The organism is Lysinibacillus sp. IITD104 (assembly GCF_036698265.2).
In the GTDB taxonomy this organism is placed as follows: domain Bacteria; phylum Bacillota; class Bacilli; order Bacillales_A; family Planococcaceae; genus Lysinibacillus; species Lysinibacillus boronitolerans.
The window spans coordinates 4,142,838-4,168,328 of the sequence record NZ_JBAHYH020000001.1 but is presented as its reverse complement, the minus strand read 5'-3'; the positions used below and the strand labels follow the sequence as shown (position 1 = coordinate 4,168,328).

General features: G+C 35.7%; 34 protein-coding genes and 1 other RNA gene. 24 read left to right on the top strand and 11 right to left on the bottom strand.

The genetic code is table 11. The features are described 5' to 3' along the window. Window positions 1-7 precede the first annotated feature (7 nt). The 13 genes from V1L66_RS20995 to V1L66_RS20935 all read left to right on the top strand — a co-directional run bounded on the left by V1L66_RS20995 (window position 8) and on the right by V1L66_RS20935 (window position 7,248). Window positions 8-430, top strand: coding sequence for a hypothetical protein (locus V1L66_RS20995; protein ID WP_333005631.1), 423 nt, complete (start codon window positions 8-10; stop codon window positions 428-430). Continuing rightward, entirely contained in the window at window positions 430-1,407 is a 978-nt protein-coding gene (locus V1L66_RS20990) for a hypothetical protein (RefSeq protein WP_333005630.1), read from the top strand. The genes V1L66_RS20995 and V1L66_RS20990 overlap by 1 nt, the downstream gene beginning before the upstream one ends. Then, a complete protein-coding gene (locus V1L66_RS20985) occupies window positions 1,408-1,767 on the top strand; it encodes a DUF2577 domain-containing protein (RefSeq protein WP_333005629.1) in 360 nt (119 codons plus the stop codon). Then, window positions 1,767-2,213, top strand: a complete 447-nt coding sequence (locus tag V1L66_RS20980) for a DUF2634 domain-containing protein (protein WP_313871113.1) — start codon at window positions 1,767-1,769, stop codon at window positions 2,211-2,213. The genes V1L66_RS20985 and V1L66_RS20980 overlap by 1 nt, the downstream gene beginning before the upstream one ends. After that, window positions 2,214-3,254, top strand: coding sequence for a baseplate J/gp47 family protein (locus tag V1L66_RS20975; RefSeq protein WP_333005628.1), 1,041 nt, complete (start codon window positions 2,214-2,216; stop codon window positions 3,252-3,254). Further along, window positions 3,251-3,598 (top strand): hypothetical protein, encoded by a 348-nt coding sequence (locus V1L66_RS20970; RefSeq protein WP_333005627.1) that lies wholly within the window; start codon window positions 3,251-3,253, stop codon window positions 3,596-3,598. The genes V1L66_RS20975 and V1L66_RS20970 overlap by 4 nt, the downstream gene beginning before the upstream one ends. Window positions 3,599-3,608: 10 nt before the next feature. Next, on the top strand, window positions 3,609-4,424 hold the full coding sequence (locus tag V1L66_RS20965; RefSeq protein WP_333005626.1) for a putative phage tail protein: 816 nt from the start codon (window positions 3,609-3,611) through the stop codon (window positions 4,422-4,424). Then, window positions 4,424-5,599 carry a hypothetical protein gene (locus V1L66_RS20960; RefSeq protein WP_333005625.1) on the top strand — a complete coding sequence of 392 codons (1,176 nt, stop codon included), beginning with the start codon at window positions 4,424-4,426 and terminating at the stop codon, window positions 5,597-5,599. The genes V1L66_RS20965 and V1L66_RS20960 overlap by 1 nt, the downstream gene beginning before the upstream one ends. A gap of 14 nt (window positions 5,600-5,613) precedes the next feature. Continuing rightward, window positions 5,614-5,910, top strand: coding sequence for a hypothetical protein (locus V1L66_RS20955; RefSeq protein WP_333005623.1), 297 nt, complete (start codon window positions 5,614-5,616; stop codon window positions 5,908-5,910). Beyond that, window positions 5,910-6,050: a hypothetical protein gene (locus V1L66_RS20950; protein ID WP_259419804.1), complete on the top strand. Its 141-nt coding sequence runs from the start codon at window positions 5,910-5,912 to the stop codon at window positions 6,048-6,050. The genes V1L66_RS20955 and V1L66_RS20950 overlap by 1 nt, the downstream gene beginning before the upstream one ends. Window positions 6,051-6,120: 70 nt before the next feature. Continuing rightward, window positions 6,121-6,321: a hemolysin XhlA family protein gene (locus V1L66_RS20945; RefSeq protein ID WP_112116168.1), complete on the top strand. Its 201-nt coding sequence runs from the start codon at window positions 6,121-6,123 to the stop codon at window positions 6,319-6,321. A gap of 1 nt (window position 6,322) precedes the next feature. After that, complete coding sequence (locus V1L66_RS20940; RefSeq protein WP_333005622.1) at window positions 6,323-6,580, top strand: phage holin; 258 nt, start codon at window positions 6,323-6,325, stop codon at window positions 6,578-6,580. Further along, the gene (locus V1L66_RS20935; RefSeq protein WP_333005621.1) at window positions 6,577-7,248 is read left to right on the top strand and encodes a M15 family metallopeptidase; all 672 of its coding nucleotides are present in this window, start codon (window positions 6,577-6,579) and stop codon (window positions 7,246-7,248) included. Before V1L66_RS20940 ends, V1L66_RS20935 begins: the two co-directional genes overlap by 4 nt. A gap of 52 nt (window positions 7,249-7,300) precedes the next feature. Here the strand turns inward: V1L66_RS20935 and V1L66_RS20930 are convergent, their stop codons facing one another. The 3 genes from V1L66_RS20930 to V1L66_RS20920 all read right to left on the bottom strand — a co-directional run bounded on the left by V1L66_RS20930 (window position 7,301) and on the right by V1L66_RS20920 (window position 8,404). After that, a complete protein-coding gene (locus V1L66_RS20930; protein WP_333005619.1) occupies window positions 7,301-7,564 on the bottom strand; it encodes a hypothetical protein in 264 nt (87 codons plus the stop codon). Window positions 7,565-7,588: 24 nt separating this feature from the next. Beyond that, entirely contained in the window at window positions 7,589-8,110 is a 522-nt protein-coding gene (locus tag V1L66_RS20925) for a PH domain-containing protein (RefSeq protein WP_333005618.1), read from the bottom strand. A gap of 84 nt (window positions 8,111-8,194) precedes the next feature. Beyond that, on the bottom strand, window positions 8,195-8,404 hold the full coding sequence (locus tag V1L66_RS20920; protein WP_208704770.1) for a helix-turn-helix transcriptional regulator: 210 nt from the start codon (window positions 8,402-8,404) through the stop codon (window positions 8,195-8,197). 166 nt (window positions 8,405-8,570) lie between these two features. Here V1L66_RS20920 and V1L66_RS20915 point away from each other — a divergent pair, with 166 nt between their 5' ends. From V1L66_RS20915 to V1L66_RS20905, 3 genes are read left to right on the top strand one after another with little or no spacing between them, the layout of a single operon-like run. Then, window positions 8,571-8,762 carry a hypothetical protein gene (locus V1L66_RS20915; RefSeq protein WP_333005617.1) on the top strand — a complete coding sequence of 64 codons (192 nt, stop codon included), beginning with the start codon at window positions 8,571-8,573 and terminating at the stop codon, window positions 8,760-8,762. Next, on the top strand, window positions 8,741-9,655 hold the full coding sequence (locus V1L66_RS20910) for a helix-turn-helix domain-containing protein (protein ID WP_333005616.1): 915 nt from the start codon (window positions 8,741-8,743) through the stop codon (window positions 9,653-9,655). The genes V1L66_RS20915 and V1L66_RS20910 overlap by 22 nt, the downstream gene beginning before the upstream one ends. Before the next feature lie 15 nt (window positions 9,656-9,670). After that, on the top strand, window positions 9,671-9,838 hold the full coding sequence (locus tag V1L66_RS20905) for a hypothetical protein (RefSeq protein ID WP_333005615.1): 168 nt from the start codon (window positions 9,671-9,673) through the stop codon (window positions 9,836-9,838). A 139-nt stretch (window positions 9,839-9,977) separates the two neighbouring features. Here V1L66_RS20905 and ssrS read toward each other — a convergent pair. After that, a non-coding RNA gene (ssrS, locus tag V1L66_RS20900) (6S RNA) lies at window positions 9,978-10,170 on the bottom strand. A 247-nt stretch (window positions 10,171-10,417) separates the two neighbouring features. On the opposite strand from ssrS, the gene V1L66_RS20895 reads away from it, so the two are divergent. After that, on the top strand, window positions 10,418-10,756 hold the full coding sequence (locus V1L66_RS20895) for a zinc ribbon domain-containing protein YjdM (RefSeq protein ID WP_016992173.1): 339 nt from the start codon (window positions 10,418-10,420) through the stop codon (window positions 10,754-10,756). A gap of 53 nt (window positions 10,757-10,809) precedes the next feature. Here V1L66_RS20895 and V1L66_RS20890 read toward each other — a convergent pair whose 3' ends face one another. Together V1L66_RS20890 and V1L66_RS20885 are read right to left on the bottom strand one after the other, a co-directional pair. Then, a complete protein-coding gene (locus V1L66_RS20890) occupies window positions 10,810-11,322 on the bottom strand; it encodes a zf-HC2 domain-containing protein (protein WP_016992174.1) in 513 nt (170 codons plus the stop codon). A gap of 103 nt (window positions 11,323-11,425) precedes the next feature. Beyond that, a complete protein-coding gene (locus tag V1L66_RS20885) occupies window positions 11,426-12,064 on the bottom strand; it encodes a YfbR-like 5'-deoxynucleotidase (protein ID WP_333005614.1) in 639 nt (212 codons plus the stop codon). 172 nt (window positions 12,065-12,236) lie between these two features. Between V1L66_RS20885 and V1L66_RS20880 the strand changes: the two genes are divergently transcribed. Next, entirely contained in the window at window positions 12,237-12,677 is a 441-nt protein-coding gene (locus V1L66_RS20880; RefSeq protein WP_016992176.1) for a DUF2269 family protein, read from the top strand. Between the two features lie 363 nt (window positions 12,678-13,040). On the opposite strand, the gene V1L66_RS20875 is transcribed toward V1L66_RS20880, so the two are convergent. The 4 genes from V1L66_RS20875 to V1L66_RS20860 form a co-directional block, all read right to left on the bottom strand. Beyond that, entirely contained in the window at window positions 13,041-14,882 is a 1,842-nt protein-coding gene (locus V1L66_RS20875; RefSeq protein WP_333005613.1) for an ABC transporter permease, read from the bottom strand. After that, window positions 14,872-15,633 (bottom strand): ABC transporter ATP-binding protein, encoded by a 762-nt coding sequence (locus V1L66_RS20870; RefSeq protein ID WP_016992178.1) that lies wholly within the window; start codon window positions 15,631-15,633, stop codon window positions 14,872-14,874. Before V1L66_RS20870 ends, V1L66_RS20875 begins: the two co-directional genes overlap by 11 nt. A gap of 103 nt (window positions 15,634-15,736) precedes the next feature. Beyond that, the gene (locus V1L66_RS20865; RefSeq protein WP_333005611.1) at window positions 15,737-16,723 is read right to left on the bottom strand and encodes a HAMP domain-containing sensor histidine kinase; all 987 of its coding nucleotides are present in this window, start codon (window positions 16,721-16,723) and stop codon (window positions 15,737-15,739) included. Then, window positions 16,720-17,409 (bottom strand): response regulator transcription factor, encoded by a 690-nt coding sequence (locus tag V1L66_RS20860; RefSeq protein ID WP_333005610.1) that lies wholly within the window; start codon window positions 17,407-17,409, stop codon window positions 16,720-16,722. Before V1L66_RS20860 ends, V1L66_RS20865 begins: the two co-directional genes overlap by 4 nt. 464 nt (window positions 17,410-17,873) lie before the next feature. Between V1L66_RS20860 and V1L66_RS20855 the strand changes: the two genes are divergently transcribed. From V1L66_RS20855 to nhaC, 6 genes are all read left to right on the top strand, one after another. Further along, window positions 17,874-18,890, top strand: coding sequence for a GGDEF domain-containing protein (locus V1L66_RS20855; RefSeq protein WP_258860725.1), 1,017 nt, complete (start codon window positions 17,874-17,876; stop codon window positions 18,888-18,890). Between the two features lie 394 nt (window positions 18,891-19,284). Next, complete coding sequence (locus V1L66_RS20850; protein WP_016994419.1) at window positions 19,285-20,046, top strand: 3D domain-containing protein; 762 nt, start codon at window positions 19,285-19,287, stop codon at window positions 20,044-20,046. A gap of 159 nt (window positions 20,047-20,205) precedes the next feature. Further along, on the top strand, window positions 20,206-20,757 hold the full coding sequence (locus tag V1L66_RS20845) for a superoxide dismutase family protein (protein WP_016994420.1): 552 nt from the start codon (window positions 20,206-20,208) through the stop codon (window positions 20,755-20,757). A gap of 201 nt (window positions 20,758-20,958) precedes the next feature. Beyond that, window positions 20,959-21,102 (top strand): hypothetical protein, encoded by a 144-nt coding sequence (locus V1L66_RS20840; protein ID WP_333005607.1) that lies wholly within the window; start codon window positions 20,959-20,961, stop codon window positions 21,100-21,102. Between the two features lie 204 nt (window positions 21,103-21,306). Further along, window positions 21,307-22,416 carry an amidohydrolase gene (locus tag V1L66_RS20835; protein WP_036078042.1) on the top strand — a complete coding sequence of 370 codons (1,110 nt, stop codon included), beginning with the start codon at window positions 21,307-21,309 and terminating at the stop codon, window positions 22,414-22,416. Between the two features lie 280 nt (window positions 22,417-22,696). Then, a complete protein-coding gene (nhaC, locus tag V1L66_RS20830; protein WP_026023485.1) occupies window positions 22,697-24,145 on the top strand; it encodes a Na+/H+ antiporter NhaC in 1,449 nt (482 codons plus the stop codon). 55 nt (window positions 24,146-24,200) lie between these two features. Here the strand turns inward: nhaC and V1L66_RS20825 are convergent, their stop codons facing one another. Beyond that, window positions 24,201-25,442, bottom strand: a complete 1,242-nt coding sequence (locus tag V1L66_RS20825; protein ID WP_016994426.1) for a hypothetical protein — start codon at window positions 25,440-25,442, stop codon at window positions 24,201-24,203. Window positions 25,443-25,491 lie beyond the last annotated feature (49 nt).

Below are 25,491 nucleotides of genomic sequence, written 5' to 3'. Positions count from 1 at the left end.
TGGATAGATGGACATTTTTCTAAGCACAATGGATCGAAAACAAATTATTCAACTTCCTATAGTGCCAGCTGATTTTAAAATACCTAGTCCTGTGAGTAATGAAGTGTTGACAACAATTAATCAAGGTGACATTAAATTGCTTGGTCGTAGAGGCTTGAAATCTCTTACGATTGATTCTTTTTTTCCTTCAAAGGTGTATCCATTTTCAAGAAACAATAAATATTTTGGGTGGGAGTATTATGAGATCATTGAGGGCTGGATAGACAAACGAATGCCAATCCGACTGATTATGTCAAACACACCTATTAATATGCTAATGACAATCGAAAATTTTGAGGCTGGACTTCAAGACGGTTCGGGGGATGTTTATTATTCGCTGGCCCTATCAGAGTTTAAAGAGATCATTTTAGAAACAAAGAAGGTGAAATAATGGCACATGAATTATGGCTAATTAAAGGTGGTACCATGACGAATATTACGCCTTTGCTTGGCACATTAACCTGGCGTAGCAATATGGAGGAATTAGGGGACGAAATTAATTTTAGTATCGCTTTTACTGATACAAATTACTTCCCTGTGAATCCATGTGATATTGGTGATATGGTGGCCTTATACAACAATGGCAAGGAAATAACACGCGCTATTATTGTGGACGAGCTGAAAAATGGAAGATCACCAATTGCATACGTTGCCTTTGATTATGCCTTTTATCTAAATAAATCGAATGCAGTTTATCAATTTAATAAGTTATCTGCAGATGCTTGTATCAAGAAGATCGCCAAAGACTTCAATATCCAAGTTGGTAAGATCGTATCTATTCCTAAACCTATCGATCAAATATACAACGATAAAAAGGTAAGTGAAATTATAAAAGACATTCTTACTATTGCAGAACAGTCGTTAGGTGTTAAATACCTCATGGAAATGCGCCATGGCAAGCTATACATCGAAAAGCAAGGTGATGTCGTTGTAACAGGTACATTTCAGTTGTTTGAAGGTGGCCCAAAATATGATATTCATTCAGCTCTTATGAATCCTTCGAAGAGACGTAGTATTACGGAAATGGCCAATACAATCCAGGTTGTCGGAAACAATGACAAAGTGGTTTTAACCAAGTCTGATAATAAAATGGCTGAGAAATATGGTCGTATTACTAAAGTTGTGAAGCTAGATCAGAATGAAAAGAAAAGTGCTAAACAGGTAGCTGAAAATGAATTAAAGCAGCTGTCAAAAGTGTCAGAAGAAAATAGCGTTGAATTGATGGGCCACGATGATTTTAGAGCTGGCCGTCTATTTGCACTCGAAGAACCAACCACAGGCATTAAAGGTACATTTTTAATTAAGGATGTATTGCACACGATTAGTAAAGGCATTCACACCATGAAGCCTACATTAGAGGTGAAGTAAATGGATCCTATTACAACTTTGGCAAGGATGTTAAAAGAAAATGAGAATCCTAAACCTGTGTCAATGTCTACAGGTATTGTTATTTCATCACCGCCAAATGCTCAAATACGCTTAAATGATACAGTCATTCTTGGTAATAACCAATTAGTTTTTGCTGCTCATGTACTAGAAGATTATGAACGTGAAATTGAGCTAGAGGGTGATATTCGGATCACAGATAGTCCCTTTCAAACATTTGAAGCGAAAGAAGTAAAATCTAAAACAAAGGATACTCTCAAAGAAGGTGACGAAGTAATACTGTTACCGACTGCAGATGAACAACTGTATTTTGTTGTAGGTAAGGCGGTGAGGTTCGAATAATGTTACCTAAGATCGCACAACTAGAATTTGATACACAGGAAATTAAAACGGACTTGCCACCACTAGGTAAGTCCTTTTTGTATGACTTTGATAAAGGGGATTTTGTATTCAGAAATGGAAAAATGATTGAAGTCCATGGTCTTGAAACATTGAAGCAATGGATCTTAAAAGTGTTAAAGACCGAGCGCTTTCGCTTTAGAATTTATAAAGACATTCCGTATGGGGTGACATTGGAGGATTTAATAGGTTCCAGCTTGCCAAGAGCCTTTATTGAAGCAGAAATAAAACGAGAAGTCACAGCGTCCCTAATGGAACATACCCACATTCAAGAAATCCAGGAATGGCAATTCAGCCATGATGGAAAATGGATGCGGATAAAATTTAGAGTCGTCACAGTAGAGGGAGCATTCGAAATTGACGAGCCAATAAAGAAGGTGGCAGCGTAGATGGAAGATGAAAAGGTCATACATGATCGGATGATAGCTAATATTAGCGATGATTACGATAAGTCAAAAGGTGAATTTATTTATGACATTACAAAGCCAGTGGCCGTTGAATTTGCCGAACAACAAAAAAAGATTGCTGCAGTACAAGAAAAGCTAGATGTTGAAAAATTAACAGGTGACGAGCTAACAAGAACAGTTTATCAGCGCACAGGTATTAGCCGTAAGCCTGCTACACAAGTCACAACAACGGTCATTGTGTCAGGTACAGCTGGCACAGCGGTTAAAGTGGGCGAGCTAGTTGGTACAGACACACTTTTATATACGGTGATTGAAGAAGCAGTTCTTAATGAAAGTGGGTTCGCTCATGTTCGTATTCAATGTAATGAGTCCGGCCAAATAGGTAACGTGCCAGCAAACACCATTGTAAATTTCCCTGCATCTATTAATGGCCTGGTCAACGTGTACAATCCTGAACCTGTCACAAATGGCTATGACGAGGAAACAGATAACGATTTACGCCAGCGATATTATGATAAGTTGCAGCGTCCAGGTAAGGCAGGCAATAAATATCATTATCGCGAATGGGCCTTAGAAGTGACAGGGGTAGGTGATGCAAAAATATTCCCTCGCTACAATGGGCCATTATCAATGAAAGTAGTCGTGATCGATGCGAACAAATTACCTGCTAATGCCGAATTAGTCGAAGCTGTAATTGCTCACATCGATGAAGAAATGCCTTTCGGTGTTGATGATTTACTTGTAATACCTGCAGAAGCATTATTAATTAATCTATCGGTGGCCCTTACAATAATGCCAGGTTATACAGAGGAAGTAGTCAAAGAGAATATTAAAAAGAACATTACAAAGCACTTAAAAGAAATAGCCTTTAAAACTTCATTTGTGAGCTATGCAAAGATTGGGGCGCTCATTATCGAAAGCGATGGCGTTTTAGATTATCAGAATCTTTTAATCAATGGATCGACTGCTAATGTGGTTATTCCTGATGATGGGGTGCCAGTAATAGGAGGTGTAAACGAATGAATCACATGACAGTGTTTTTGAAAAACAAAGTTTTAACGGACAATTTAAGGACAACGCCAGTTTTTGTTGCCTTGTTTAATGGCGACATAGAAGTAAATGCGGCAAGCTATTCACGACAATCAGGAGTATTTGCAACACCTGCAGATGGTCAAACATCGAACAGCGCTGATATTCTGTTTCCCATTGCTGCTGAGACATGGGGAGATATTACGCACATTGGTATTTATGACGCAAATACAGCTGGTAATTTACTGTTTAAATCGCAAGCAGAGTTTACAAAAAATATCGATATATCAAGCCAATATAAGATTCCTAAAAACTATTTAATTGTCCGTTTAAGGTAGGTGAGGACAAATGCATGCAATACCGCAGTCTGAGTGGGGGCAAGTATCAGTCTTTACGTGGGGAGAGTTATCAGCGCACCAATGGGAATGTTTTCGACTTGCATTAATGATTACTGAAACTGAGCTTCAGACGCAGGGCGTTTCTGTTGCATTATCAGGTGTAACAAACGAGATAATAACAGAGCTGCAGACGCAAGGTGTTAAAGTGGTGCAGTCTCCTATAATCATGCAAACAAAGTCCGAAATGATTACAAGTATTGTTGTTTCTACTGAAGACTATCTATCAGACATGATTAAATATTTACCTCTATATGAACGTAAATCAAACATCTTTAGAACAATATTAACTGCAGATGATAGAGAGTTAAGAAATGCCGAGCAACAGCTTGAAATAGTGAACCGTAACATTTTTATAGATACTGCTATTGAAGCACTACCTATTTATGAACGAGATCTTGGCATTAAACCAAATAGCACATTGCGCTATGACCAGCGTCGCGAACAAATTATCGCACGCAATATTGCAGCGTTTGGTCAAACAACAAAGGACACTATTAAATTAGTTGCGGCTGCATTCAGCAATGGTGAAGTAGAGGTAAATTCAACAGAAACGCCAGGTGTGTATGAGATTAAATTTGTTGGTGCAAAAGGCATTCCAAACAATATGGATGGCTTAAAAGAGTCTATCGATATTGTAGCGCCTGCCCATCTGCAATTTGACTACACATACACTTTTAATGCTTGGGAATTTTTAAGTAACAAAACATGGGGTGATGTTAGCAATATAACATGGGACCAATTACAAATATGGGATGAGGTGAGCTAATGGAATATACACAAAATCTAAATCTAAAAAAGCCTGGTCTCACAGATAATGTGAATGTTAATGATCTAAATGAAAATATGGATGTTTTAGACGACACCATTACGGACTTAAAAGATGATTATGAACAGTTCAAAAGCAGTAAAGGTCAACCAGGTGGACTTGTCGAGCTAGATGAAAACGGTAGACTGCCTGTCAGCTTTGAAAGTGCTGAATCTGCATCTCTAAAAGATAAATTGCAACTTGAGATATTAGACGAAAACTTTTATGTTCAATATCTAACCAACTTGAGCACTAGTATGCTTTTGGACTTGGATGGCAAATATGCGTATATATTCTCTTTCAATCTTGCAAATAGGTACTATGTTTACAAGTACGATCTTCGAACTAATATGCAAATAAGTCGATCTAGTGATTATTATATTGCGATGAGCAGTGGTGTGGTACAAAATGAGACACATTTATTTGTACCAGTGGGTAGAGGAAGTTCAATTAATAGAAATGAATTAGCAAAAATAAATAAAGAAACTATGGTTACTGAAAAGATAGTAAGTATAGGCAACGATTTTGGTAGTGTAGTTTATTATAATGGGTTAATTTATGTGTCTTATTATGGTGGCTTTGTTAAAGCATTTTCGCCAGTGGATTTATCAGTCGTAAAATCTGGAAATCCGTTCGATACCACTAGTGGAAGCTCTGATACAAAAATAGACATTACCCCTGACGGTAGAATGTTCGGATTTATGATACTTTACGACGTTAAAAAAATTAGAGAAATAGATCTGGAAACATTCACCTCGATAGCAGCTATTGCAACAAGCTTTGAAATTCAATGGGTATCATGTAAAGATAATAAGTATGTATACTTCGTCCAAAGGGAGGGTCCTACTACATCATACACGTATCATCTTGGAAGACTTAATATAAGTAACGGCGCTATAAAGCAAGAAAATATTAACCGTTTTCAACGATTTAAAGCTAATTCTACTATTAGTCTGATATTCGCGGACGAAAAATATCTCTATCTATTAATAGACAATCGTTTGCATAAAATTAATAAGGATACTGGCGTTAAGTTGTTCGACAACGATTTTACAGGCATGAAAGATTTAACAAAAGGATCTGATGGAAGATTGTATTTTATGCAGACAAATACAATCTTTAGGACATTATACTAAAAGGAGAGGATACTATGATCTACGTATTCGAAGGTGAAAATAATTTAGCAAGTGTGGTTTTCGATGGAAAATATCTGTCCCAAGAAAATAAAGATAAAGCTATTAAACTGGAATCATTACCAGTAGATGAATCAACGACTTCGCAGGCTGCAATACTAAAAGCTGATAGCAAAACAGGCAGAGTCTGGTACGAGTATGTTGACAGAGTACCTACTGTAGAAGAAGTTAGTGTTCAATTGCAAAAGAAAGTCAATGAATTAGAACAAGCCATTCTTGAATTAACGTCAATTATCGCAGGAGGTACAGCGTAATGTTTACAACAAATTCAGCTTTGGTAAAATTGTGGGCAAAAAATGTGGAGAATGGGAACTACGAAAGGGAACAGGTACCAAAACTATCAAATCTTCAAGAAATGGTATATGAAGTTTTAGATGCAGAAGACGCAGCGTAGGCTAGCGTTATTTTTTATGCCTTTCACAGGAATTGTGGAGGGCTTTTATATTGATTTCCGAGGTGAACTAATGGATGAACAACGTATTGGGAAGTTAGAGCATGATATGACCGATGTGAAAACTCGATTAGCTGTAGCTGAATCAAACATCAGGGAAATTAGAGAAGATATAGGCGGAATTAAAGACAATACAACCTGGATTTTAAGATTAGTAATTGGTGGACTTGTGGGAGCATTGTTGACCTTTATTATAAAAGGAGGAATGATTTAATATGAAAATCAACTGGAAAGTACGTTTACATCATAAGCCGTTCTTAGTGGGAGCATTTTCATTGTTGCTGTTATTAATTCAACAAATTGAGGCTTTATTTGGCTTTGATACTACGATTTACAATGAGCAAGTAACAGATATTTTTAATACTGTGCTTGCTTTATTAGTTTTATTTGGTGTCGTGAGTGATCCAACAACACCAGGTATGAATGACAGTGAAAGAGCTATGAGATACAGCCGAAAGGATGATGATAAATGAGTACAAGCGTAACTCAAACATGCAGAGATTTAAGTGAATTAACTGCAGCTGCTCAAATGGCTTGTAGCCTGCTTTTCCAGGAATGTTTCAAAGCTGGCATTGTAGACATTTTTATCACAGAGACATTCCGCAGCCAAGCTCGTCAAAATTACCTTTACGAACAAGGTCGAACTAGACCAGGGCAAGTAGTTACCTGGACACGTAATAGCAATCATACATCACGTAGAGCATGGGATATTGCCGTAGCTCCGCCTCGCGATCTATATGATAAATCTACATTGTCAAAGGTCGGTGCAATTGCAAAAAAGTTAGGGATCACATGGGGAGGGTATTGGCCTGCTGGACAGTATGATGCTCCACACTTTGAGATTCCTTCAAATTGGGCTATACCAAAAGGGTACAGGTTAGAAGGACAAGTAATCGTACCAACAAGTAGCGCTGTAAGAGTGCAACTTATTGTAGAAGATAAACCCCAACAAACAGTAGAGGATGATGATACAATGAAATTCACTAGCACAACCGCAAAGGCTGCAGTACGCGATTATATTCAACAAGCAGTCGATAAAAAGTTGATCGATAAATCTTGGTTGGAGAAATTTGATAATGGAAGCATGACAAGTGGTGATTTTGAAGGATTGAAGATTATCATTTCACAACGTAGTGCTTAATAGTAAAAGCCCAGACGCTCATTTAAAAGTGAGTACCTGGGCTTTTTTTGAGTTAAACATCTGCAATTTCAACACTTTCTATTGAGCTACCATCAGTAACATCTACTACTACCAATTTAGAATTAACAATAATTAATGCAGCTCGATCACTAAAGTGAATTGACCATTTATGACTACTTGAATCGTAGTAAGTTAATTCGTTCATTTGAGTTAAGATATTAAAATCTAAAGCCTCTAGCTCTAACTGTGACTGTAGCCAATTCAACAAATTATCAGTTTGTTTTAATTCAGAAACTATTACTACTTCTCCATCCATACTAAGTCCCTCCTTGATTGTGTCTTATATCCCTAATAACTGTTTTTTCTTCGCGTCAAATTCTTCTTGAGTAATTAATTCATCCTCTAATAGTTCCTTCAATTCTCGAATTTCATCGGCTACATCATATATATCTTTTTCCACTTTACCTGCAGGAGCAGTTGACGTTTTTGCCATTGCTTTTAGGTTCTCAATCCCACTCTTAATTTCAAGTGCGATATGCGCTGGCACATCGTCAATGATTGCCTTGTTTCCGGTTGATACGATTTCGATTGTTGAGTAAACAAGCTTGTTGGAAATGTTAATACTGCTAATTGAAGCTAAAGGAATGCTTCTTTCATCGTTAGAAACGATACCTTTGATTTCATGTAAAATGATTCGGTTATCTGTTACATAAAGCTGTTTTGTACCTTTTACAGATGCACAAACAGCGAGTAGTGTTTCACCTTGATCTGTTAATCGATCATCAAACATTTGAATTTGTTTAGCCATTGCTTTCTTCTTACCAAAACCAGCGAATTTAATAGTTTCTGCTATTGTATCCATGTCATGCACCCCTTACAGATAATTGTAATTTCATTCTATAGAAAATCCTACCAATAGTACATATAAAAAAACAGACAACCAATGTTAGTTATCTGTTTCAAAAGTCATTAAATCCCCAGGTTGGCATTCAAAAACCGTGCATAACTTCTCCAATTGTTCAACTTCAATTCGTTTAATTTTATCGTGATACAAAGCTGATATTGTAGCAGGTCTGATACCAGTTAAATCCGATAACTCTTTTTGTGTCATCTTCTTTTTTCCGAGCCAATCAGACACTAAGAATTTTATCCCCATACATACACCGCCTTTTCCGTTTACTTCTATGGTAATGATTTTACCACAGAGAAGTAATTTTGAATACTATAAAAGCAATTAAATTACTCCTATCGTATTGACTTATTACTTCAGTGGTTATATACTCTTTTCAAGAAGTAACAAAATTACGGTAGGAGGAATTAATGTGAAAAACATCCAACAACGTAATACGTACATTCAAACAAAGATGAAACAAAATGATGTAATTACAGATGTTCACAAGTATCAACGAAGATTAAAACGCCTTATGAGGTATCATAGTCTGCTTACAGATTTAGAAGTAAAAGAGATACGTGAAAATTTTAAGGAGAAGTTATGGGAAATGAAAGCGAGGTGAAAACGATGGCATTTGAATACTTAGCAACTTATAAAACATTTGAATCAGTAGCAGACATGGACACAGCAGTTGAAGAACACATTGCGGCTCATTACTATGATTTAACAGAATCAGAACGTGCCATCGTTTTCAAGCTTGCTAGTCATGCGTTAGAGCATCCAGGAGCCTGCCATTTGAAAGCTGCCACAATTGCTGCAGCATTGGAGATCAGCACAAAGACGGTTTATCGAGCTATTTCAAAACTGGAATTGTTAGGGATTGTTAAGAAAGAAACGACTGTAAAAAGCAAGGGTGGGCAAGGAGCAAGCATTTATATTATTTTGCCTTACGATGTCCCAGCGTCAATGTCCGAGCGTGAAAATGACGAAAAGCCTTGTGAGAGTAAGGTTGAAGCGCAACAATCTGAAAACCAATCATCTAAATCTTTTAATCATTTATCTTTTAAAACAAGCACTTTACAAGAAATATATAATAATGCTCACGCTGAAAAAGAGGCTCATAAGGAATACATGAATGAGTACCAGGTGATGCTATTTGACTTCATGAATAGCTTGCCATTAGCTGACAATTTGAAAGATGAATTACACAAGGTTGTATTAGCTTCACAAGTAAATTCTGCGGATGAATTTATAAAAGCTAAGAACGTGCTATTTAAAATTGCTATGGATATTAAAGAGGGTATTCTGACGGTTACAAGTACATTAAGAGCCGTATTTGTAGGAGCATTTAATAAGTCTGTAGAGCGTTCTAGTATGAAGCAATATAAATCATCATCTATAGAAGAAACAGCAGATAGAAAGCGTCCTGTGCCTTTCTATAACTGGCTAGAGGATAGAGATAGTCGAGCAGAAATATGTAGTAGACCAAACTTAGAAAACTGGCTGGAATGGTGAAAGGGGGACTAGTATATGACTCATTTTGAATACATGGAGCAGCAAGGACAATTAACGATTTTTGATTTGGAAGATCAATATGAGGAAATGAAATTTAAAAAGGCATCCACAAGTGTTAGTAAACCTGTTGATAAAAAGCTGTATATTGAGCCTCGTATGAGAGTATATATTGTGCGGAGATAAACAAGTGTTTAGTTTTAATTACCAATAATTATAATGAGGTTTAACCCCAATTTAACCCCATTGGCTATTTTGGGATGAAAAAAGCACCTTAACCAATTTGGCTAAGATGCTGTAGAAACCTTGATATAACACTATTTAAGTAAAAGCCGCGTATGCCGTAGTTATTATAGAAAGTTTTAAACCACCACTCCTCAAAGTGGGTGTTCGCAGAAGTTTTCCTGCTTATCCTCATGCACCGTAGTGTGAGGCCCGTCATTCCAACTCCAATAATAAAACTCCCTTTTACAGCTTAAAGGTTAAAACTTAATATTATACGAACAATGCAGCCTTTATGGATATAATAAAGCATGAACGATAAACATGCAAGTAAGATGATAATGGCAAATTAGTCAATGGGCAAGTGTTCCAAATAGCGTAATGAGCATCTTGAAATACCTTCAAAAAGGTACGGATGCTTCATATTTTTTTCACAAATGCGAACGGAAAATACGAACAACCTTTGCTAATTAAGGTCGACTATGTAAAGATAGGAGCATAAAGAGGATTTTCCTAGCAAATATGTAAAAGGGGGAAGCGGAAATGGCAGCTTATCCAAATTGTCCAAAATGTCATTCAGAATATACGTATGAGGACGGAGCCAACTATGTATGTCCAGAATGTGCGCATGAATGGAGTATGGAGGCAACTGAACAGGAATCAGATGCACTTATTGTAAAAGATGCAAATGGTAATTTGTTAGCTGACGGCGATTCAGTTACTGTTATTAAGGATTTAAAGGTGAAGGGCAGTTCTTCCACTTTAAAAATTGGTACAAAGGTAAAAAGTATCCGTCTAGTAGAAGGCGATCATAACATCGACTGCAAAATTGATGGCTTTGGTGCCATGAAATTAAAATCAGAATTTGTGAAAAAGGCCTAACAAGCAAAAAAGCACCTCAACTTTGGTAAAAAAAGTTCAAGGTGCTTTTTTGTTTAGTGAAAAACCCTACGTAATAGAATGGCAAAAGCTGCGCCAATTAAGGCGAAAATGGTATGTAAAAGTGCAATGTAGCCAGCTCCAATCACAAGCGTTCCTATTTCTGTTAAGGAGAAGGTTGTAATATAGAGCTCATTATTAAGATTATTAATGATAGCCCAAACGAATACAGGCACAGAGCTTATGATAAAGACAATCCAGATGTTTTTATAGAAAAGGTAAGAAAGACAGCCGAAAAGTGCATATGAGATGACAAAGCCCTTTTGATTGCCGAGTAAGGACGAGTTAATGGCAAACATAAAGGATAATACAATAAATATGATATGAAAAAAGGATACTGTTCTTTTCATGGGTAAGTATGCGTTCTGAGTTGATGAATTGGCTACAAGCTTCTGACATTGCTGACAAGTTGTTAGATGCTGTTCAACAAATTCTATTGTTGATGCTTGAAGCATTTGTTTTTTATAAAGAGGTAATAAATCTTCTACAATTGAGCATTCCTGTGACAATACTTTCCCTCCATTCAATCTATCCTCATTATACGACTTTTTGTGGAAAATAAAAAAAGCCTTCCGTGAATTTTTCAATCGGAAAACTTGTACATGCACCCTATTAGTTTGATGTTAATACTTCATTTGTTAATGCTTGAATATCGATATGTGTTTTTTCCTTTACTGCGTCCTTTAAAATTTCTGTGCGGAAATATTGGACGGTCGCTTCAAGTGGAATCGCCAACAGTTTTGAAAGGGCTGATTGATACATATAGACAAATTCTTTGTCAGTATTGCCGCGCTTTAATTCTGCGAAAGCTTCATAAAATTGATCTAGTTTATCTGCAAATTCAAGTAGCCGACCCTCTATAGTCTGATCCTTTCCTTCTTTCATCCGTTCAAAGAAAATAGCCTGAAATTCTTGTGGGATTTCATTGATAATGAATTTTTCCATCATCTTTTCTTCCACGTGTGCTAGCATTTGCTTTAACTCTGGACTAGCATGTTTTACAGGTGTCTTGATGTCGCCAATAAATACTTCAGCAAAGTCATGATTAATCGTTTTTTCATATAAAGATTTCCAATCAACTGTTGCACCGTGCATTTCTTCTAATGTTGCGAAAAACATCGCATATTGGGACACTTTCCAAGAATGGGCTGCCACGTTGTGCTCTTCAAATTTGAAGCGACCTGGGCAACGAATAATACGCTCTAAATCATTAAGGCTTGTAAAAAATTGGTGAATTCCTATAAAAATCACTCCTTTTTGTTCTATAAGTGCATGTTACTATAAACAATACCCTCTTTATACGGTTTTCAAACAATTTAACAATGATTCAGGCTGTGTTTACAAAGGATTCACAATTGCTGATAAAGTAGATTCAGCTTGAATGCTATAATGAAGGGGACTGATGAAAAGGGGAGTACACAGCATGTTTTCCATTTATACACTTCTTCTTTATATACATATTTTAAGTGCTATTCTTTCGATTGGGCCTTTGTTTGTTGTACTAACCATTGTAAAAAAAATGCGCACAGCTTCCACTGATGACATGTCACCATATATAGAAGCATTTAAGGGTGCCATTGCGCTCGTAAAACATTCAGGGCATGTACTAGTAGCATCGGGTATTTTGTTAATGTGGTATGCAGGCTATCATTGGAATACCTCATGGATTGTATTAACATTCCTCGTGATGTTTGCATCGATTGTATTTCTAGCGAGAGCGTTTAAACCGACGTTGCGCACATTTAACACGCCTGCATATAACCATCAACAATTTGTTTCACTGTTACATCGAAAAACATGGATGTATATTTTATTATTGCTTATTATGCTTTGGCTGATGGTAGCAAAGCCCGTTCTTTGGTAAAAAAGATACTGTCATCTGCAGAAAAAGACCTTTTCACAAGGCGAGAGATTGATTTCCGTTCCGCCAGCGTCCTTTCCAGGGGGCGTCCGATGAGCCACTTCACTCACTTACGTTGGCTCCACTCCAATCAACCATTCTGCAGAAGCGTCTTTTCCTTATCAGCAGCATCGATCAGATCAAATAACCCATTATTTGAATTAGGGCTTTTATTTTCAATGTGAGAAGTGATGACACTCCTCACTAAAATGAGTAGTTAACACCTTCAATTTATTTGAAACATTTTCACCTTTCATAAAGATTTTATTTATTGATTTGTTTTTCAACACTTTGAAAAAATCGCACCCCTTAAGGAGTGCGATTTTTTTAGTTTACTAAGCGTTTAAAATAACTTTTTCGAATTAATACATAGCTAATGAGGAAAAGCACAAAGAAACAACAAGAGCTGGCCATGGAAACTTGTAAAAATGCTGTAGAAACCATTGATCGCATAGCCAAAAGTGTAATTAGCAAGAGTGTGATAGCTATGGTGAACGGTACAAAAATAAGGATCGCCAATTCTTTAGCAATTACAGTAGCTAATTCTTTTCTAGAAAGTCCTAACTTACGGATACCAATATACTTTTCTTTCTCTTGTTGTAATGTTGTTTGTAAATAGAAGTACAATATACTCATGGCTGCACTTAAGAAAATTAGACTTAACATGGAGCCGATAAAGAACATGACGCTTTTGACAAACATCTCTGAGTTATACAAATCAATTTTGGATGTTACATAACGTTCTCCAGGTAAAGAGGGTAAGTCATTGGTAATCGATTTCGCCAAATCTGTATGGGCTGTCCAATCCTCTAGTTCATAGATATAGGTTTTATAGACGGGATAGTCAATGGTATCGTAAATGTCATCAGATACAACGAAATAACTTTGTTGGAAGCCAGTAGAGAGCAGGTTTTGCTCATGTGTGCTGGCTAGTTTAAAAGTCTTTATATACAGATCGCCGGCAGTGTTTGTTATTGGCGCTATACCGCGGCTTCCAGCGACGGCAATAAACTCATCTTTACCTAGATCATTTTTCTGCTGCTGGATCAGATTATAATCCGATAATGCCATATAGCCAATTCGTTGTGCTTCGTGTGATTTAAATTCAATAAAATACTTGTGAGTTTGAACCGTTGATAAAGTATTTTCAAGATAATCAAGATCAGTCTTTACCATATTGTCATCAGCTTTTGGATCAGCAATGTATTGAAAACTATATGGATAATTCTCTTCACTATCCTGTTTTACATTGTAATAAGAGCTAAATAAAATACTTGTACATAGAAAGACACCGCTTAATAGGATGGTAATTAGAAACAGCATATTTGCATGTGATTTCATTTTTGCATTTAAATTGGATGCCAACAGCATATTTGTTTTTTGATGATAGGCAGGAGACCTTTCATATATTTTCAAAAACAAACGAAAACCTTGTGTGATGACTAAATAAATCGTACTAAGAATGCTAATAAAAAATAACAGATAATAAAGAACACTTAAAGTGTCTACAATGGAATGCTCGATTTTTAGCAAGTAAGCTAAAGTGGCAGTCATCAAAATGCTTAGTATTAATACCACATAATGTGGCTTAATGGATTTCTCGATAACTGTATCACTTTTTAAGAGTTGGATAGATGCTTCTTTATTAATGAACCTCGTAACGAGTGTCGATATCACCACAAATAAAAGCAGAAATAAGCCTATGGTTAAGCCAATTGCTTGAAGAGGCATGTACATACCAAATGTTTCTGCTTTTAAAATGACTTTTGCACCCATTAAGAAAAGAGGTGTAATGACAAGGCCGAGAACGATAGCTGCCAGAATAGCTAATATGCCAATCAAGAAATTTTCTCGGAAGACAAGCTTACGAATCTGCTTCATAGAAGCCCCAGTAATCATAAATATCCCTAGAGTTTTGGTCTTTTTACGTAAAAATGACCTGATTGAATAGGTGATGTAGATAAAAGAAAATAAATAAACGAGCATACTAGCTAGCATCAAAGAAATTCCAAGTGTAGAGTCTGGATCTAGGCTTTGTAAATTTGGATGAAAGACGATAACAGAAAATAGGAAGAAAATAATTATGGAAAACATACTACTCAAGAAGTAAGAAACATATGTCCATTTGTCACGTAAAATATTTTGAATCACAATATGGTTAAAGCTCATGCTGTCCACCACCTAGAAAAGCAAGCGTGTCCATAATTTCCTGATAAAACTGCTTGCGGTTGTTGCCTCGATGTATTTCGTTGTATAATTTTCCATCTTTAATAAAAATAATGCGATTGGCAAAGCTTGCTACATAAGGATCATGTGTCACCATGAGAATAGCTGTATTAAGCTCTTGATTAATTGAGGAAAATAAGTTCATGACATCATTGACAGCCTTTGAGTCCAAGTTTCCTGTAGGCTCGTCTGCTAACAATAAACTCGGCTCATGTATAACGGCACGAGCGATGGCTACTCGTTGTTTTTGTCCACCCGAAATTTCATAAATCCGTTTAGGCAATAGTTCCTCGATGCCGAGAAATTGAACGACATCCTTTAAACGTTGATGCATTTTTGAAGCAGGAAGGCTATCTAGCGTTAATGGCAATAAAATATTTTCTTTCACTGTTAATGTATGGACAAGATTAAAATCCTGAAAAACAAAACCTAGTTCAGAGCGTCTAAATTTAGCAAGCTCCTCATCATTTAATGCGTATGGATTATGATTGTTTATGACAATATCGCCAGCTGTAGGACGATCAATAGTGGATACACTATTTAAAAATGTTGTTTTCCCACTACCTGAAGGTCCCATGACAGCTACAAATTCCTGTTGCCGTAGCTGAAAATCGATACCATTTAACGCCTTATAGGTGATCTCACCGATGTATTCCTTGTGCAAATTGGTTACTTGAAGTATTGTGTTGCCCAAATTAAAACAACTCCTTTATGGTCATTAGATAACTTTAGTATAGAAAAGGAGCGGCATATAACCTATTTCTCTTGATGACATGAAGATGACAAAGTTGTCATCTTCATTTTTTAAGACTATTTGAAAAACGAATGGAAAAAGTAGTGATATGCTCAGAAGATTGTAAAGTAAAGGGATGCTCTAACGTAGTTAAAATCTTTTTCACTAAATATAAGCCTATACCTGTTGCTTCGCCACTCGTTCGTCCCTTTATGCCTGTATAAAATAAATCAAAGACCCGTGCTATTTCGCTAGTAGGGATGGTCTCACCACGATTTGTTATGTGTAAAGCTTCGTTTTCATAATCAATATGGATGGTGTTTGCCATTTCACTATATTTAATGGCGTTATTTAATACTTGATAAAGTACAATTTTTAACCACTTTCGATCTGAATAAATGATTTGGTCTTCAGCAAACGTCAGCTTTGGAAAAACTTCTCTTATGATAAAGAAATCCTTCAAATCATTGATGACTTCTTGCACGAGTCCCTTTAAAACAATAGGTTCAATTTTTAAATCAGCTACTAAATGAGATGTGCGCTCATACGTTAATAACTGATTGAGGGTAAATGTCAATTTATTGCACTCTTTATTGATAATATGCCATTGCTGCAATTCGTCATTGGTCTTATTGGACGTAGCTTGAACGATTAATTGAATAACAGATAAAGGTGTCTTCATTTGATGTGCAAAATGTGATAGCACTAGTTGCTTCTCATGTGCCTGTTCTTCCAATCCTTGTTGTTGGGTTAAAAATAAATACTGTATTTGTCTTAGCTTTTCACTATAGTATTGCTCAATAGCTGCACGTGGTTCAAATAAATGAAGGTCATCCTGCGTTTTGATGTTTTTTTGTAAATGATGATAAAACTTTCTTCTTCGATAATAACGACCAAGTAGCCATAGAATAAATAGAAAGCTGACAAGAAAAATAAAGTAGGCATAATGTGAGGATAGGTCATCTAATACATGAATAATCCAAGGTAGTAGAAGAAAGCTTATGCTATAGAGAATAATGATACTAAGATGATCTCGAAAGAATAGCTTCATTTACCTTCCTCCACCAATTGATAACCGAGACCACGAATTGTTTTAATCTCAAGTTGAGAGTGTACGGCTTCCAATTTTCTCCGTAACCGACCAATATTCACAGACAAAGTATTCTCCTCAACAAAGGTTTCATCATCCCAAATAGCACTTAAAAGCTTTTGACGAGGTACTACATTAGGGTAAGCTTCGAATAATAACTTACTTAGCTGCATTTCTTTTAGCGTTAACAGGCTCTCATTGCCTGTTGTTTGAAGACGAACTGTATCTGGATTTAATGTAGTATTCGCTATTGTTATAGTTGTTGTCTCGGTTAATGCGTATTCACCATAGGTACGTCGAAGTAGTCCATTTACTTTTGCCATGAAGACATCCAATGAAAATGGCTTTGTGATAAAGTCATCGGCACCATTTTCAATTCCATATACTTGATCAATATCATTTACTCTGGCAGAGACAATGATGATGGGACATGTTGAGAGTTGACGGATTTTCCGTGACCAAAAATAGCCATCGTAAGTGGGGAGATTGATATCCATTATGACTAGGTGTGGTTGTATAATGTTAAATTCTTCAATAATGTGTGGGAATTGTTGTACAGTATAGCATTCAAACTGATATTTAGCTAAATGCTCGACAATCAGTGAAGCTATATTTGCATCATCTTCTATTATGTATATTTTGTACATACCTACCATCCTTCCTTTGTTTTATATGTATAATGTACCCTCGTTTCCAAAAATCTATAGAAGAATTGTAACTTGAAACTTTGGGAAGAGCCACCTCAAAACAAATAGAGATAGTATATATCCTTTTTTATTTGCAATATGGACAATCGGATGATTCTAAACGTAAAAACAAAGATACAAATAAAGTAGTGAGCAAATGAATTTATGAACAAGGGTTAGGAGCAATAAATCACTAGTTTCACTCTAAATTTAAATAAGAACTTTAAGACTAAAAAAATTGAACTTTATGGGTATTATAGTTCGATTTATTTTTTTGCTGTATTGAGAATAGGGGAGAATTTATTAGTTTTTAAGTATTTTTTAAGAGACATGGCGTATGATGATTGAATAAATATATGAAGTTTGAGTTGAAACAAAGATAAAATTTAACGAAAAAATCATCTCAATGGGAGAAATGATCTATTGTGGGTAAATTCAAGTTAAAGTTATCGTTTCTTATAGTTAGTATGGCGATAATAGTTGTACTCGCGGCATCTAGTATTAGTATTTGGAGTAGCTATTTAAATTTTAATGAAATTTTGCAGGAAAATAAAAAGGATATGAAAGAAACCTATGTAAAGGAAGTTTCCACACTTACTACAGACTATTTACAAGGTTCTGTGAAAGATGATCGTTCATTAGAACCATATATGGAGCAAATAGTAGATACTTTACTTGATGAAAGAGCTATTTCTTTTAGTTTACTAATTAAGAAAACCATTATTCATATTATTATAGTAGTAGTTGTGGTATTAGGGTTAGCTATATGGTTAGCGAAAAAAATTACCCGACCACTTAAGGATCTTGCAACAAGAATAGAGATAGGGGAGACATTGCAAGGAACAGAGGATATTACTGATTGGTATTACGAAGTAAAATTATTGAAAAGTAATGTACAAAATATGATGATTTGTTCCGAAAGTAAAATTACAGATTTAACAGAGCAATTGAATCTAGACGCATTGACTGGAATTCCTAATCGAAGAAGAATGGATCAAACTTTACATGAGTTGATTGTTCAAAAAGTGCCACATGCGATCATCTTAATTGATTTAGATGATTTTAAAAGTATAAACGATACATATGGTCATACAGTTGGGGACGAGGTTCTAAAGGCTTTTGCTAATCATATGCAAAGCAGCATAAAGGATCAAGGCTTGTGCTTTAGATATGGCGGCGAAGAGTTTATGGTCATCTTACCTTCCATGAACATAGATGCTGCAGTCCAACTGGCAGAAAACTTACGGATTAAACAAGCTTTACAGGAAACTGCATGTGGTAGACCTGTAACCATGTCTGCTGGAATTACGGCTTTTACACCAAATGTCCAGAGTCCGAATCAATTGATAGAAATTGCAGATCATGCTTTATATAAGGCTAAACAATCAGGAAGAAACTGTTTATGTGTTGTTAGAAATATGAGACAAATGATTATTAAATGAATGTATGAAAGCATGCTAGTGTACGGTACTAGCATGCTTTTTCGTGTCTTCTAAATAATTCAATTAAAAGCTTGTTGGGTCTTAGAAAGAGCTCTTATTTCCATTGCTCGATTTATTTTTGTATCAGCTAAAAAATAGCAAACATCTAATATGATAAAGGTTAAACCGCCCTACTAAATTATAGATATATACGCAACAAATTGATTAATTTACTAAAAAATTAATTAAAATTGTATATTTTTCCGTTTTTATAGTAATAATTCCTAATATCAGGCAGCTAGTCCTGAGTTATTAATTTGCAAACTTATTGTTGCTTACATAATAGAGCATTCAACTCTAGTGTGCTAGCAACAGATTTGCAACAAATAATAAAATGATGGAGGTATTACTAAACATGAAGAAAAGAGCATTAGCTTTAGCAGTGGTATTGACATTTGGTGTAAGTCTCTATGCTAGTCCTTCTTTTGCTAAGGACAAATCGCCGGGCAATATATTATGGGCACTCCCGCAAATTTATAATTTAACTGTAGGTGAGTTCCAGCAATTAAATGAAATGGATTCATTATTGTTTTATCCAGAGCAAGACTTAGTAAAAGACACGTCAAAAGAAGAAGAACCGTCGGGAGATGAATATGTTATCAAGGGTGGTGACACATTATTTTCAATAGCTCGTATTAATAACGTAACAGTAGATGATTTAAAAAAGTGGAATCACCTTGCGTCAGATTTAATTTTAGCTGGTGAATCGCTAGCTATTAAAGCTTCCGCTGCAAAACCAGCACCAAAAACATCCGTGGGGATTGCATCTGCCAAGCCTGCAACATCGGCTAAAACAAAACCTGCAAGTGCTCCAGCGACAGGATCTGGCAAAACATTAACAATGCGTGCTACGGCCTATACAGCCTATTGTGAAGGTTGTTCAGGAATTACAGCAAATGGAACAGATATAAGATCTAATCCTAATTTAAAAGTAATCGCTGTAGATCCACGAGTTATTCCACTTGGTACAAAGGTTTGGGTGGAAGGTTATGGTGAAGCAATCGCTGCTGATACAGGAGGAGCTATTAAAGGTAATAAAATTGATGTATTTATCCCTACTGAAGGACAAGCACTTCAATGGGGTGTTAAAACAGTAACGGTAAAAATCTTAAATTAATTATGGAAGGGATTTCCTAAACTTTAGGAAATCCCTTTTATCTTGGTTGAATTTTCTATTCAAGCTCTAATAATAGGAGCCATTATAGATGCGTAATTGATTAATTGTGCATAAGTACTGAAGAAATTGGAAATCATCAGAAAGAGAGGAGGTATTTTTATGAAAAAAATAAGCTTAATGGGCCTTTCTTTACTAATTTTTGTTGCGGGTTGCAGTTTTTTTGATAAGAAAGAGGAAAAAGTAGCTGTCAATGCTTCTTCCCCTTTAACAGCTACTGCAAAAGTGATTGGTGCTAATAATGAAAGCTATGGTAATGCATATCTTCAAGAGGAAGATAACGGCGTTATGATGACGCTCGCGTTAACAGGCTTACCACCAGGCACACATGGTATCCATATTCATGAAGTAGGGAAGTGTGAACCACCTAAATTTGAATCAGCTGGTGCCCATTTTAATCCAACAAAAAAGGAACATGGTAAATTAAATCCTAATGGCTATCATTTAGGAGACTTACCAAATTTGGAAATTGGTGAAGATGGCAACGTGGATCTTAACTTTTTAGCTGAAGGGTTAACTTTACAAAAAGACCAACCTAATTCGCTATTAGATAGTGATGGAAGTGCTATTGTCATTCATGAATCAGCGGATGATTATAAAACAGATCCTGCTGGTAATTCTGGAGCAAGAATAGCCTGTGGAGTCATTCAATAGGATGAAAAATGAGACTGTATCTGAACGTTAAAAGATACAGTTTTTTTATTTTGGGAATAAATAGAAAAAACCTGTGATTTAATCTAAAAATGCGATAGGTTTTATAGTTATAATGCATAATGTATATAATTTATTGCAATTTACTAAAAACCTATTGTATAATCCTTTTATCAGAAAATTCAATTAATAAGGAGTGATACGATGGGGAAGTTGTTAAATTCAAAGTTTGAAACGTATTTAATGGATCAAGAATTTGATTTACGTGACGAGGAAGAGAAAAATGAGGAGCAAATGGTGAACATTCAGTATGAAGAGTATCCAGAAGGGTTTTTTACAAGTTTATAATGAGAATTTGATGGGCTATGTTGAAAGTGTATTAACTTTTAGCATAGCCCATTGTATTTTATACCTCTATTGATAAAGGGTTTTTTCAGCGCATATGTATGTACTATATAATTTAAATAAGTGGGTTAGGTCTGAAGACATATGTACTTTTCTGAAAAAGATTCATGTATAATGGGAAACAAAAATGCGTATAGAGGTGTAATTATGTCAAAAGCTTTAACAGTAGAAGAAACGATTTATCAATGGTTTGATCATTTTCATAAATATCCTGAAGTAAGTTGGAAAGAGTTTGAGACTACTAAAAAAATTGCTTCCATACTGGATGAATTACATGTTAGTTATCGTTTATTAGGTGATATACCTGGATTAATAGCTGAAATTGGGACAGGTAATGAAATTGTTGCAGTACGTGCTGATATTGATGCTTTATGGCAGGAAGTTGATGGGAAATGGCAAGCCAATCATTCGTGTGGACATGATGCGAATATCTCAATGGTTCTTGGTGCATTATTACTACTGAAAGATCGCTCCTTACAACATCGTGTTCGTTTCATCTTCCAACCTGCTGAAGAACTAGGAAATGGCGCATGTGCAACGTTTGATAGAGGAGCAGTTGATGGCGTATCACATTTATTTGGTGTTCATTTAAGACCAATAGAAGAATTACCACTTGGCAAAGTTTCGCCTGCCATTCATCATGGTGCTGCTTATTTTTTAGAGGGATCTATTCAAGGTATTGATGCACATGGGGCTAGACCACATCAAGGTAAAAATGCCATTGATGTAATTATGGCCGTGCAACAAATGCTACACAGTATTCATTTATCACCATTTGAACCGCATTCTGCTAAGTTAACAAAAATTATTGCGGATGGTGGTAGTACAAATATTATTCCTGGAAATGCTTGTTTCTCGATGGATGTTCGCGCACAACATAATCAACAACTTGAATTGCTGCGCAGTAAAATTGAGTCTGGATTGAAATCGATACAGCAACAATTTGAAATTAATATGAGTTGGAATTGGATAGATTTCACACCAGGTGCTGAAGTTTCCTCGGTTGCTGCGAACATGGCGAAGACTGCCATCATTGAAGCTTTGGGGGAAGAGCATTTAGCGGATGAAATAACTACACCAGGTAGTGATGATTTCCACTTTTATACAGTTAAAAAGCCGGAGCTAAAAGCAGCAATGATTGGAATTGGTGCAAATTTAACTCCAGGATTACACCACCCTAAAATGACATTTGATCGTAGTGCCTTAATTGATGCTGCGAAAGTGCTTGCATGTGTATTAGAAAAAAAGCCTGAATAAAAAATTTTTTAAAAGCTAGATGAAAAAATGTAACTATTTTTTCATCTAGCTTTTTTTGCATGAACATTTTTAATAATGCATGGATATTCAAGGGTTTGCATTGTTTTTTATTGCTACTTGAAAGCGTTTTATTACGCTAAAATAAAGGGATTTGCTAGGGAAGCATAAATTTTTTGCGTTGACTTTTAATTTTTTGAATATTAAGCTAAAAAACGTAAAAAATTATTTGCGTCTTGAAAAAACCGAAATGGAATTTGGTGCAAAAAAAGGGGATGGAAAAATGAAAAAGGATATTAATGCGGGCTGGGCACTACTAACTTTTGCAATTATGATTATTACTATGTTGATTACAGTAGTTGTTTTAGAACAAAGTCCTCACGTACCTCTTCTTGTAGGCACAACTGTAGCAGCAATTGTGGCCAAAATGCATGGATATAAATGGGCAGAAATTGAAGAGATGATGTATAAAGGGATACGTCTGGCATTACCTGCCATTGTTATTATTATTTTAGTAGGTTTGACAATTGGAGCATGGATTGGCGGCGGTGTCGTAGCAACAATGATTTTCTACGGTCTAAAGTTAATTTCTCCAGCGTGGTTCCTAGTGACAATCATGCTGTTATGTTCAATCGTGTCATTAGCTATTGGTAGTTCATGGTCTACAATGGCAACAATTGGCGTCGCAGGTATGGGAATTGGTTTAAGTATGGGTATTCCAGCGGCTATGATTGCTGGTGCAGTTATTTCGGGTTCATACTTTGGAGATAAAATGTCACCATTATCAGATACAACGAATCTAGCAGCGGGATTAACAGGTACAGACCTATTTGCTCATATTAAGCATATGCTTTATACAACGATTCCAGCGTTGATTATTTCACTTGTTGTTTTTGGATTCATGGGTAGAAAATTTGCAGAAGTTTCAATGCAATCTGAAGAAATTTTGACAACATTAAAAGTGATGGAAGAAAGCTTCGTTATTTCTCCTTTACTATTACTAGTTCCTGTTGGCGTTATTGTATTGGTGGCTAAGAAAGTGCCAGCAATTCCAGCTTTAATAATTGGAATTGTCTCAGGTTTCTTACTTCAGATTTTTGTACAAGGTGGTTCAGCTGCAAGTGCTGTACAAGCATTACAAGCAGGCTTTGAAATCTCAACAGGTAATCACATGGTGGATGATTTATTTAACCGCGGTGGTTTAGACTCTATGATGAATACGGTTTCAATGACAATCGTTGCGATGACATTTGGTGGTATTTTAGAGTATTCAGGAATGTTAAAGGCACTAATGAATGTAATTGTGAAGTTTGCTAAATCTACAGGAAGCCTTATTGCTTCAACGATAGCAGCTTGTGTAACAACTAACGCAACATGTTCTGAGCAATATATTTCAATTGTTGTACCTTCACGTATGTTTGCAGGTGTCTATCAACAACGTGGTTTACATTCTAAAAACCTATCTCGTGCATTAGAGGATGGGGGAACTTTAACATCTGTTTTCTTCCCTTGGAATACTTGTGGTGTGTTTATTTTAGCTACTTTAGGTGTAAGTGCAATGGAATATGCACCATATGCAATTCTTAACTTTACTGTACCGATTATTTCTATTATTTATGGATATATTGGATTTGCTATTGTTAAATTAACACCAGAAGAAATAGCAGAAGCTGAGAAGCATAAAAAGGCACAAGAGGCTGAAAATACGGATAATTTGGTAATGGCTGACTAAAATAAAAATTCTCGTAGATTCATGTGTATCTACGAGAATTCTTTTATGAGGTAGTTTAGTAAGTTGAAAAATTCAATTGATAAATTTTACGAGGACGTCCTTGCTGATGGGTCATTTCTTCACCAACAATCTTTACATAACCATTATCAACTAATTTTTTGATAATACGTTCGGTAGTACGTCGTGTTACTTGGAGGTATTCAGAAAGATTTTGAGATGTAAATTGAGCTGACTGTCGTTCATTACTGAAATTAATTAATTTAGAAATATTTAATGGACTTAAACTTGTAAGCTTAGCCATATGTAAAACATAGGGATCATCCGTTTTCAGAGAAACTTTACCTTCTGTATTAGGGAAAGGTCCTAATAAGTTTTTATGTTCATCAAGAATATAAATCTCAAAAGGTTTAGTAAATGTTAAAGCATGCTGTGCATTTTGTGTAGCTTCCAAAATGGAATAACCATAGCCGAATGCTAGCTTAAATGGTTGTTCAACTTGCTGTATGAGCTGTTCTAGGTTGTCCTTTTCTAGAGCATTTTGCAGATTGCCAGCAGTTGTGTATAGCTCAAAGGAATGTGTTGAAATCTGCTTAAAAGTTGAAAAGGTAGCTTTCGTAATTTGACTTAATACAGTTGATCCAATGGAACAATCTTTAGGGATTTCTAAAAGACCCACTACAGCCTTAAAAGCTTCTGACTTCGTTAATAGTGATTTGGATTTTGTCTCTTCAAGGCATTGGATAATCGACTTGGTAGCATCTAACATACGCATGGATGGTATTTGAAGTGCTTGTAACTCATCAAATACACTATGAATACTTGTAATGACAAAATCAATGTTTTTTGAATTCCATAGGGCGATATGGCGTTTTAAAATATTCTCAGTTGGTTCAGTAATCGAAATATGCTGAACATATGGCTTTTGACCATGAAATTCTATTTCTGCTAAAACATTATCAACGAATGCAGGATTCATTACATCGATGGATATCCTGTCGATTGCCACTGCATGTTTGGCTACTAATGATAACAATGTTGTAGAAATGGTTGTTTCATCTTGCTTAATATAATTCCAAGGTATTGGTACTTCTGATAATAATGATTGAGTGTGTAAATAGGGTAACGTTCCTCCGAATAATATTGCATCACATGGTTTTATTTGCTTCATTAAAGTAGGTGCTTCAGAGGGGTGGCTGTAAAGATAAAATTCTAATTGAATATCGGTTATGTTTTGTGCGATACTAATAATACGCTTCATAAATGCTTTTGAACATATAATCGCTATTTTGGTAGACATGGGCATCCGTCCTTTTCTATTTTTTTAAACATTTAGCGACGTATTAGCG

Bases quoted from the DNA above. Each gene is read 5' to 3' on its own strand.
- V1L66_RS20995 (WP_333005631.1), top strand. From the start codon at position 8: ATGGACATTTTTCTAAGCACAATGGATCGAAAACAAATTATTCAACTT.
- V1L66_RS20990 (WP_333005630.1), top strand. From the start codon at position 430: ATGGCACATGAATTATGGCTAATTAAAGGTGGTACCATGACGAATATT.
- V1L66_RS20985 (WP_333005629.1), top strand. From the start codon at position 1,408: ATGGATCCTATTACAACTTTGGCAAGGATGTTAAAAGAAAATGAGAAT.
- V1L66_RS20980 (WP_313871113.1), top strand. From the start codon at position 1,767: ATGTTACCTAAGATCGCACAACTAGAATTTGATACACAGGAAATTAAA.
- V1L66_RS20975 (WP_333005628.1), top strand. From the start codon at position 2,214: ATGGAAGATGAAAAGGTCATACATGATCGGATGATAGCTAATATTAGC.
- V1L66_RS20970 (WP_333005627.1), top strand. From the start codon at position 3,251: ATGAATCACATGACAGTGTTTTTGAAAAACAAAGTTTTAACGGACAAT.
- V1L66_RS20965 (WP_333005626.1), top strand. From the start codon at position 3,609: ATGCATGCAATACCGCAGTCTGAGTGGGGGCAAGTATCAGTCTTTACG.
- V1L66_RS20960 (WP_333005625.1), top strand. From the start codon at position 4,424: ATGGAATATACACAAAATCTAAATCTAAAAAAGCCTGGTCTCACAGAT.
- V1L66_RS20955 (WP_333005623.1), top strand. From the start codon at position 5,614: ATGATCTACGTATTCGAAGGTGAAAATAATTTAGCAAGTGTGGTTTTC.
- V1L66_RS20950 (WP_259419804.1), top strand. From the start codon at position 5,910: ATGTTTACAACAAATTCAGCTTTGGTAAAATTGTGGGCAAAAAATGTG.
- V1L66_RS20945 (WP_112116168.1), top strand. From the start codon at position 6,121: ATGGATGAACAACGTATTGGGAAGTTAGAGCATGATATGACCGATGTG.
- V1L66_RS20940 (WP_333005622.1), top strand. From the start codon at position 6,323: ATGAAAATCAACTGGAAAGTACGTTTACATCATAAGCCGTTCTTAGTG.
- V1L66_RS20935 (WP_333005621.1), top strand. From the start codon at position 6,577: ATGAGTACAAGCGTAACTCAAACATGCAGAGATTTAAGTGAATTAACT.
- V1L66_RS20930 (WP_333005619.1), bottom strand. From the start codon at position 7,564: ATGGATGGAGAAGTAGTAATAGTTTCTGAATTAAAACAAACTGATAAT.
- V1L66_RS20925 (WP_333005618.1), bottom strand. From the start codon at position 8,110: ATGGATACAATAGCAGAAACTATTAAATTCGCTGGTTTTGGTAAGAAG.
- V1L66_RS20920 (WP_208704770.1), bottom strand. From the start codon at position 8,404: ATGGGGATAAAATTCTTAGTGTCTGATTGGCTCGGAAAAAAGAAGATG.
- V1L66_RS20910 (WP_333005616.1), top strand. From the start codon at position 8,741: ATGGGAAATGAAAGCGAGGTGAAAACGATGGCATTTGAATACTTAGCA.
- V1L66_RS20905 (WP_333005615.1), top strand. From the start codon at position 9,671: ATGACTCATTTTGAATACATGGAGCAGCAAGGACAATTAACGATTTTT.
- V1L66_RS20895 (WP_016992173.1), top strand. From the start codon at position 10,418: ATGGCAGCTTATCCAAATTGTCCAAAATGTCATTCAGAATATACGTAT.
- V1L66_RS20880 (WP_016992176.1), top strand. From the start codon at position 12,237: ATGTTTTCCATTTATACACTTCTTCTTTATATACATATTTTAAGTGCT.
- V1L66_RS20875 (WP_333005613.1), bottom strand. From the start codon at position 14,882: ATGAGCTTTAACCATATTGTGATTCAAAATATTTTACGTGACAAATGG.
- V1L66_RS20865 (WP_333005611.1), bottom strand. From the start codon at position 16,723: ATGAAGCTATTCTTTCGAGATCATCTTAGTATCATTATTCTCTATAGC.
- V1L66_RS20860 (WP_333005610.1), bottom strand. From the start codon at position 17,409: ATGTACAAAATATACATAATAGAAGATGATGCAAATATAGCTTCACTG.
- V1L66_RS20850 (WP_016994419.1), top strand. From the start codon at position 19,285: ATGAAGAAAAGAGCATTAGCTTTAGCAGTGGTATTGACATTTGGTGTA.
- V1L66_RS20845 (WP_016994420.1), top strand. From the start codon at position 20,206: ATGAAAAAAATAAGCTTAATGGGCCTTTCTTTACTAATTTTTGTTGCG.
- V1L66_RS20840 (WP_333005607.1), top strand. From the start codon at position 20,959: ATGGGGAAGTTGTTAAATTCAAAGTTTGAAACGTATTTAATGGATCAA.
- V1L66_RS20835 (WP_036078042.1), top strand. From the start codon at position 21,307: ATGTCAAAAGCTTTAACAGTAGAAGAAACGATTTATCAATGGTTTGAT.
- nhaC (WP_026023485.1), top strand. From the start codon at position 22,697: ATGAAAAAGGATATTAATGCGGGCTGGGCACTACTAACTTTTGCAATT.
- V1L66_RS20825 (WP_016994426.1), bottom strand. From the start codon at position 25,442: ATGTCTACCAAAATAGCGATTATATGTTCAAAAGCATTTATGAAGCGT.